The organism is Nakamurella sp. UYEF19 (assembly GCF_040546275.1).
Classification (GTDB): domain Bacteria; phylum Actinomycetota; class Actinomycetes; order Mycobacteriales; family Nakamurellaceae; genus Nakamurella.
Map to the genome: position 1 here is coordinate 88,407 of NZ_JBEPNO010000024.1, position 6,356 is coordinate 94,762.

At 65.3% G+C, this 6,356-nt stretch carries 5 protein-coding genes; 4 read left to right on the forward strand and 1 reads right to left on the reverse strand.

All coding sequences use genetic code 11. From position 1 onward, the window contains the following. Positions 1-8 precede the first annotated feature (8 nt). Positions 9-1,226 carry a cellulase family glycosylhydrolase gene (locus tag ABIB25_RS23750; protein ID WP_354531002.1) on the forward strand — a complete coding sequence of 406 codons (1,218 nt, stop codon included), beginning with the start codon at positions 9-11 and terminating at the stop codon, positions 1,224-1,226. 32 nt (positions 1,227-1,258) lie between these two features. Here ABIB25_RS23750 and ABIB25_RS23755 read toward each other — a convergent pair whose 3' ends face one another. Next, on the reverse strand, positions 1,259-2,533 hold the full coding sequence (locus ABIB25_RS23755) for a glycoside hydrolase 5 family protein (RefSeq protein ID WP_354531003.1): 1,275 nt from the start codon (positions 2,531-2,533) through the stop codon (positions 1,259-1,261). 645 nt (positions 2,534-3,178) lie between these two features. On the opposite strand from ABIB25_RS23755, the gene ABIB25_RS23760 reads away from it, so the two are divergent. From ABIB25_RS23760 to ABIB25_RS23770, 3 genes are read left to right on the forward strand one after another with little or no spacing between them, the layout of a single operon-like run. Beyond that, a complete protein-coding gene (locus ABIB25_RS23760; RefSeq protein WP_354531004.1) occupies positions 3,179-4,000 on the forward strand; it encodes a glycosyltransferase family 2 protein in 822 nt (273 codons plus the stop codon). Next, the gene (locus ABIB25_RS23765; protein ID WP_354531005.1) at positions 3,997-5,346 is read left to right on the forward strand and encodes a glycosyltransferase family 4 protein; all 1,350 of its coding nucleotides are present in this window, start codon (positions 3,997-3,999) and stop codon (positions 5,344-5,346) included. Before ABIB25_RS23760 ends, ABIB25_RS23765 begins: the two co-directional genes overlap by 4 nt. Positions 5,347-5,371: 25 nt before the next feature. After that, complete coding sequence (locus ABIB25_RS23770; RefSeq protein WP_354531006.1) at positions 5,372-6,151, forward strand: HAD-IIB family hydrolase; 780 nt, start codon at positions 5,372-5,374, stop codon at positions 6,149-6,151. The last annotated feature ends 205 nt before the right edge of the window (positions 6,152-6,356 follow it).

Here is a 6,356-nt window from a genome sequence, read left to right on the forward strand (position 1 = left end):
GAGGCGGAATGGCAACGCTGATCCTGCTCGCCGTGCTGGCACTGGTCATGTCCAGCTGTACGAGCGGTGGCCCGACGACCACCACGATCACCGCGTCCACCTCCGGTCAGGGTTCCACCGCGGCCGCCACCTCGGGTGTCACCAGCACTACTCGGTCCATCGAAGCGAACTCGGGTTTTGTGACACGCTCAGGTCGCGAGCTGATGCTGGACGGGCAGCGGTTCCGATTCGTCGGCGCGAATCTCTACGACGCTGCGGCGACGGACATCTACAGCTGCAACCCCGGGAAGCGGCTGTCCGACGCCGATCTGCTGACCACGCTGCGATATCTGCACGATCAGGGCGGGGCTACCGTCCTACGCTTCTGGGCGTACCAGACCTACACCCAGGGCGGAACGTACTTCGGCGGGATCGATCGGGTCATCGCCGCCGCGAAGGAGGTGGGCATGAAGGTGCTGCCGGTGCTGGAGGACGGACCGGGAAACTGCACCACCATCGAACCGGCCAGCTCCAAGGCGTCGTACAAGGGGGACACCTGGTACAGCGAGGGCTACAAAGTGCCTTACGGCAACGCCGCACTCTCCTACCGTGACTACGTCAAAACCGTTGTCGCGCACTATGCCGACGAACCGACCATTCTCGGTTGGAGCATGATGAACGAAGCGGACACGGCGGCCAGGGATCCGTTCGACCGGCCGATCCTGGTGGACTTCGCCACCGATATCGCCGCCCAGATCCGGTCGGTGGACACCAGGCACCTGCTGACCGTCGGTACCCAGAGCAACGGCGCGCTTGGCGCGAGCGGACCCGATTTCACCGCGGTGTACGGCCTTTCGCAGATTGATCTGGCCGAGGTTCACGACTGGGGCTACTGGGGGTCCGATCAGAGCCCGATGCCCGGCGGGTCCGGTTCGACCCCACCGGCCGCCGACTCCGCCGAGTGTGTCCAGCGGAATGCGAAAGTCGGCTGTTCCTTCGCACTGGCCGTCGGTCTCGACAAACCGCTGTTCGTGGGGGAAGCCGGTATTTTCGGCCGCACCGCGGAGGAACGGACCGCCCGGGCCCCCCTGCTACGCGCGAAGATGGATGCAGCCTTCGCCGCCGGGGCAATTGGGTACGTGCTGTGGAGCGTGACCACCGAGATCACCGATGGCTACGACATCCTGATCAGCGACGGCGATCCGCTGTTCGCCGAGATGAGTGCGGTAGCCCGGAACAATCCCTGAGCTGCCCGGGCCGGCGGGCGCAAGAGCCTGGGCTACCGGCTGGCTGACATCCAACGAGCATGCTTGGTGAGAGCCGCCAACAGTTCGGCGGCAGCCGCGTCCTGCGCCGGCGAGTACATGGTGAACCCGTCGTCGTGGGGCTCCGGTGACCCGTTCTCCAGATGCGGCATCAGGGTCCAGTAGAGGTCGCCGGCGATGTTCGGGTCGGCCTGCACCGTGGCGATCAGCGCGGCGGTCGCAGAGGCGTCGGTCCAGTCGAATTCGCCGACCACGTAGGCCTTCTGGTGAGCCGCGGCGGTCGCCGCATCACGCTGCATCCAGGCCGTGTCCACCGGGTAGAAGTGACCTCCGAGGATGTCGACGTCCGGCGCGTCGACCGCGGCATCTGCCACTGACATCCCGCTGGCGGCCGAGCCGTCGGCGACCAGTTGCTTCGCCCCGACCGTGTGTTTGATGAAGGACGCCAGGCTCTGCGTCCAGGAGGGCTGAGCCGTCCAGATCTCGTTTCCGGTCTCCCAGGCCATGATCGTTGGGTCGTTCTTGTAGGCCAGACCGGTGTACGGGTTGACGTGGTTCAGCAGGTGGCCGACGTAGACACGAAATGCCGACACCACCGAAGGGTCTGTGTAGAAGTAGCTCTCGGCCTGTCGCTGCGCGGAGTTGTTGGCCGCATTCGCATTCTGATCCGTACTGTTCGGATAGCCCGCCCAGCCAGTGAAAGTCGATTCGCCTCCGTGATAGAAACGCCACTGGTCGGTCAGTGGGATCATCAGCTTCAGCCCCAGCCGAGCCGCTCGGTAGATCGCATAGTCGGCCGAGGCCAGGGCCTTGTCGTCGAATACCCCCGGAGTGGGCTCCAGGCACACTGGACAGCCGACGGAGATTCCCAGCGTGTGCGATCGGATGACGGTGGCACCGGTCGCGACGGCGGAGCTCAGAGCGTCGTCGATCCGGGCCTTCGTCGGGTAGGTCGGGTTGCCCCCGGCATCCCGGATGTTGTCGTCAAGGCCCAGGTAGTACTCGTTCGCACCGGCAAACCGGAACGTGCTGCCGTTCAACAGCAACCGTGACCCGGACCGGGTGACGAATCCTGTTCGCGCCGTCGTCGTGGCAGTGCTCGTCGCCGGGATCAGTTTGATGGTGGCCTGGCTGGCAGGCGTCGGGGCGGCGGAGCTCGTCGCCAGGGCCGTGCCCGCGGAGGCCGTCCCGACCACCGCCACGGCCAGAGCGACGCCGGCGGACAGAATCGCCCACCTCCTCGGATGCCTTGGCCGTCGTCGCGATCCGTGCGGAACTGCTGTCACCATGTCGGAACCCCATCGCTCGGTGGCGGAGACCGATCGATCTCGCCCTCGCGACCGGTGTCGGCGCACCGATTGCGCCTGTCAACGGCCCAACCGGGTGCTTTGCTGAGCGTAATCGTAGTATTACTCAGCGTCAACAGTCCGTGGAAACGGTGGTGCTGGGCCGATCAACCCACGTGCGCCCACCGACGGACGATGGGGGTTGGTCATCCTGGAAGGCCCGGTCACTCTCGGTCGGGTAAAGCGTGGTACACATCAGTGGCGAGCTTGTCCTCAAGGAGACGCCACGCCCGGATGGACAGCCCGGCGACCGGAGTGTCGCCGGAATCGCTGGCTGGGGTGTCGCGGACGTCGGACCGTGATCCTCGGCTGGCATTGATTACGCTCCGTGGCTGAACCGGTTTGGGTCACGCATTCGAGGTGCCTATTCGGAGACCGCCTTCGTTCGGATGGGAATTTGATGACGCAAAGTGCGGTTTCTAACATTCGGTCCTAATCCGCCCGATCGTTCGGGTGAATCGGCTATCTTAGGAGTCGTTCACGTGGTGGTGACATTGATCCGTCAGGCTCAAGCGGTCGCCATTCGCTTGACGGGGAGTCAGAGGCGAGACCGACCACCTCGGGAGTTCATGTTCCCAGGAGTACCGGATGCGCGCCGTTCACCCCCGACCCACAGGCCAGCCCAAGATCAGCATCATCGTTCCTGCCCGCAATGAGGGCAGGAATCTCGAGGTTGTCCTGCCGATGCTTCCGGCCGACGCCGAGATCATCGTGGTCGACGGGCATTCCGTGGACGACACCGTCGAGGTCGTGGCCCGGGTCCGTCCTGACGCCCGTTTCGTCCAGCAGACCCGACGCGGCAAGGGGAACGCACTGTCCGTCGGATTCGCCGAGGCGACCGGCGACATCATCGTGATGTTCGATGCCGATGGCAGTGCAGATCCGGCCGAGATCCCGCGCTTCGTTGCCGCGTTGATGGCCGGCGCCGACTTCGCCAAAGGCAGTCGGGTGCTCGCCGGTGGTGGCAGCACCGATATCACCAGGATCCGCGACATGGGCAACAAGGGTCTGACGATGCTGACCAACATCGGCTTCCGGACCGGTTACAGCGACCTGTGCTACGGCTACAACGCCTTCTGGGTCGATGTGCTCCCTCACCTCGATCTTCCTCTGCCGCAGCCGGTATCGGCTGACATGCTGTGGGGCGACGGGTTCGAGATCGAGACGCTCATCAACTGTCGGGTGGCTGTTGCCAAGCTCCGGGTCACCGAGGTCCCGAGCGTCGAGCAGGACCGGCTGTTCGGAGCGAGCAACCTGAATGCCGTCAAGGACGGACTACGCGTGCTCAAGACCATCGGCACCGAGTGGCGTCGTGCCAGGGTTGCCCAGCGGCGTGCCGCTCACACGATCGTCCGTGGTCCCGCCCCCGTGACGTTCTCGGAACCGCAGTACAAGGAAGCATCGGCATGACGGAGAAGAGCATGACCGAGAAGAGCATGACCGAGAAGACAAGGCGCAGGCCGAGACTGAGCGTCGTCCAGGACTCGTCCGGTGCCCCGCGCGTGATGGTGGTCGGTGCCGGATGGCGCTTCACCTCTGGCATCAGCTACTACACCTGCCGCCTGACGAACGCGATCGCAGAAGTGGCGCCGACCAGCACCCTGCTGATGCGCCAGTTGGTGCCGACCGCGCTCTACCCGGGGCGAAAGCGCGTCGGCGAACAGGTCAACGACCTCGAGTACGGACCTTCGGTGCACGTGTTCGACGGCCTGGACTGGTTCTGGGGCCCGAGCATGCGCAAGGCCCGTCGATACATGGACGAGCAGCGGCCCCAGGTGATGATCCTGCAGTGGTGGACCGGAGCCGTTCTGCACTCCTACCTCCGACTGGCGCGACTGGCCAAGCGGTCGGGTTGCAAGGTCATCATCGAGTGGCACGAGGTCCAGGACACCGGCGAGGCACGGATCCCGGGTGTCACCCGGTACGTGACGAAGGCTATGAAGGCCTTGCTGAACATGGTCGACGGTCACGTCGTGCACTCCGAGTATGACCTGAACCTGCTGCGCCGCACCTACTTCCTGCCCGACGAACTGGTCACCATCGCTGCCCACGGACCCTACGATCACCATCGTCAGGCTGACGCAGCGCCGGCGTCCGCGACGATCGGTTCGGTCCTGTCCGCGGTACAGCCTCCGGTCGAGATCGAGGATCCGAAGGATTTCGTTCTGCTCTACTTCGGCGTCGTGCGTCCCTACAAGGGCGTCGAGGACCTCGTTGCAGCCTTCGACCTGCTGCCCGCAGAGGTGCGGGACCGCACCCGGTTGATGCTCGTCGGCGAGACCTGGGAGGGGTGGACGGCACCCCGGGAAGCGGTGGCCGCCAGCCCGAATCGTGATCGGATCGAGGTCGTCGACCGCTACGTGACCGACTCCGAGGTCTCGGCCTATTTCGCGACGGCCGATGCCGTGGTTCTCCCCTACCGTCGTTCGTCCTCGTCGGGGCCTCTGCACATCGCGATGAGTTCCGGACTTCCGGTCGTGGTCAGCCGTGTCGGTGGTCTGGTCGAGGCCGCCGGTGGCTACGAGGGCACCTTCTTCGTCGATCCTGAGGACCCGGCCGGTCTCGCCGCGGTACTCGCGGAGTTGCCGGCCACCCGTGGCCACCGCTACACCGATCCGCACAGCTGGGACAACACGGTCGTCGCCTACGGGGAGCTTCTCCGCCGAATCGGCGCAGCAACGTGGGCCCCCGCGGTGGAGGTAGGGTCGTCGCACCCGGTGCACAACCACTCGACGGCCAGACACTACGCGTCCTGAGCGACGCCGGTGCGGAGGAATACCCATGAAGAAGATCAGCCTGGTCGCCTTTGACCTGGACGACACCCTTGCCCCTTCGAAGTCGCGAGTCGACCCCGAGATGGCGACCCTGCTGGACGAATTGATCGCTCTGGTACCGGTGTGCATCATCTCGGGCGGTCGCTTCGAGCAGTTCTCGATGCAGGTGCTGGACGCACTGACTCCCGGACCGCACCTTCGGCAGCTCCACCTGATGCCGACCTGCGGGACGCAGTACTACGAGTGGGCCGGGGAAGACTGGTCCAGGGTCTACTCCGAGGAACTGACGGAGGACGAGAAATCCTCTGTCATCAAGGCTCTCACCGACGGTGCCGTCGAACTCGGGCTGTGGGAGGAGAAGACCTGGGGGCCCATCATCGAGGATCGCGGCAGTCAGATCACCTTCTCGGCTCTCGGCCAGGCCGCTCCGGTCGATGCCAAGAAGCAGTGGGACCCGACGGGTGAGAAGAAGGAGGCACTCCGCTCCTACGTCGCCGCACTGGTCCCGGGACTCGAGGTGCGCGGTGGCGGTTCGACCTCCGTCGATGTCACCCGCAAGGGCATCGACAAGTCCTACGGAATGCGCCGAATCGAGGAGAAGCTCGGACTCGTCAACGACGACGTCCTCTTCATCGGTGACCGACTCGACGACGGCGGCAACGACTACCCGGTCAAGGCCATGGGTATCGAGTGCATCGCCGTCGAGGAGTGGCAGGACACCGCAGTCGTCGTCCGCCGCCTGATCGGGGAGCTTTCCGCCTCGGTGAGCACGCCCGCCGCGCACTGAACCCTGGCCTGCCAATGCCGAGCGAACGCCGAGGCCCCGAACCGCATCTGGTTCGGGGCCTCGGCGTTGTGTTGAAACGATCAAATCCGTTGCAGGCGCTCGGGCTTCGCCGTCAGAAGGGCGGCGGGTCGTAGGTCGGTGCTGTTTCCGGCGCTGGATCCGGATCCGGCGCTGGGTCGGGTGCCGGGTGGGGTGCCGGGGTGGG

Coding starts and splice junctions, on each gene's coding strand:
- ABIB25_RS23770 (WP_354531006.1), top strand. CDS start 5,372: ATGAAGAAGATCAGCCTGGTCGCCTTTGACCTGGACGACACCCTTGCC.
- ABIB25_RS23765 (WP_354531005.1), top strand. CDS start 3,997: ATGACGGAGAAGAGCATGACCGAGAAGAGCATGACCGAGAAGACAAGG.
- ABIB25_RS23755 (WP_354531003.1), bottom strand. CDS start 2,533: ATGGTGACAGCAGTTCCGCACGGATCGCGACGACGGCCAAGGCATCCG.
- ABIB25_RS23760 (WP_354531004.1), top strand. CDS start 3,179: ATGCGCGCCGTTCACCCCCGACCCACAGGCCAGCCCAAGATCAGCATC.
- ABIB25_RS23750 (WP_354531002.1), top strand. CDS start 9: ATGGCAACGCTGATCCTGCTCGCCGTGCTGGCACTGGTCATGTCCAGC.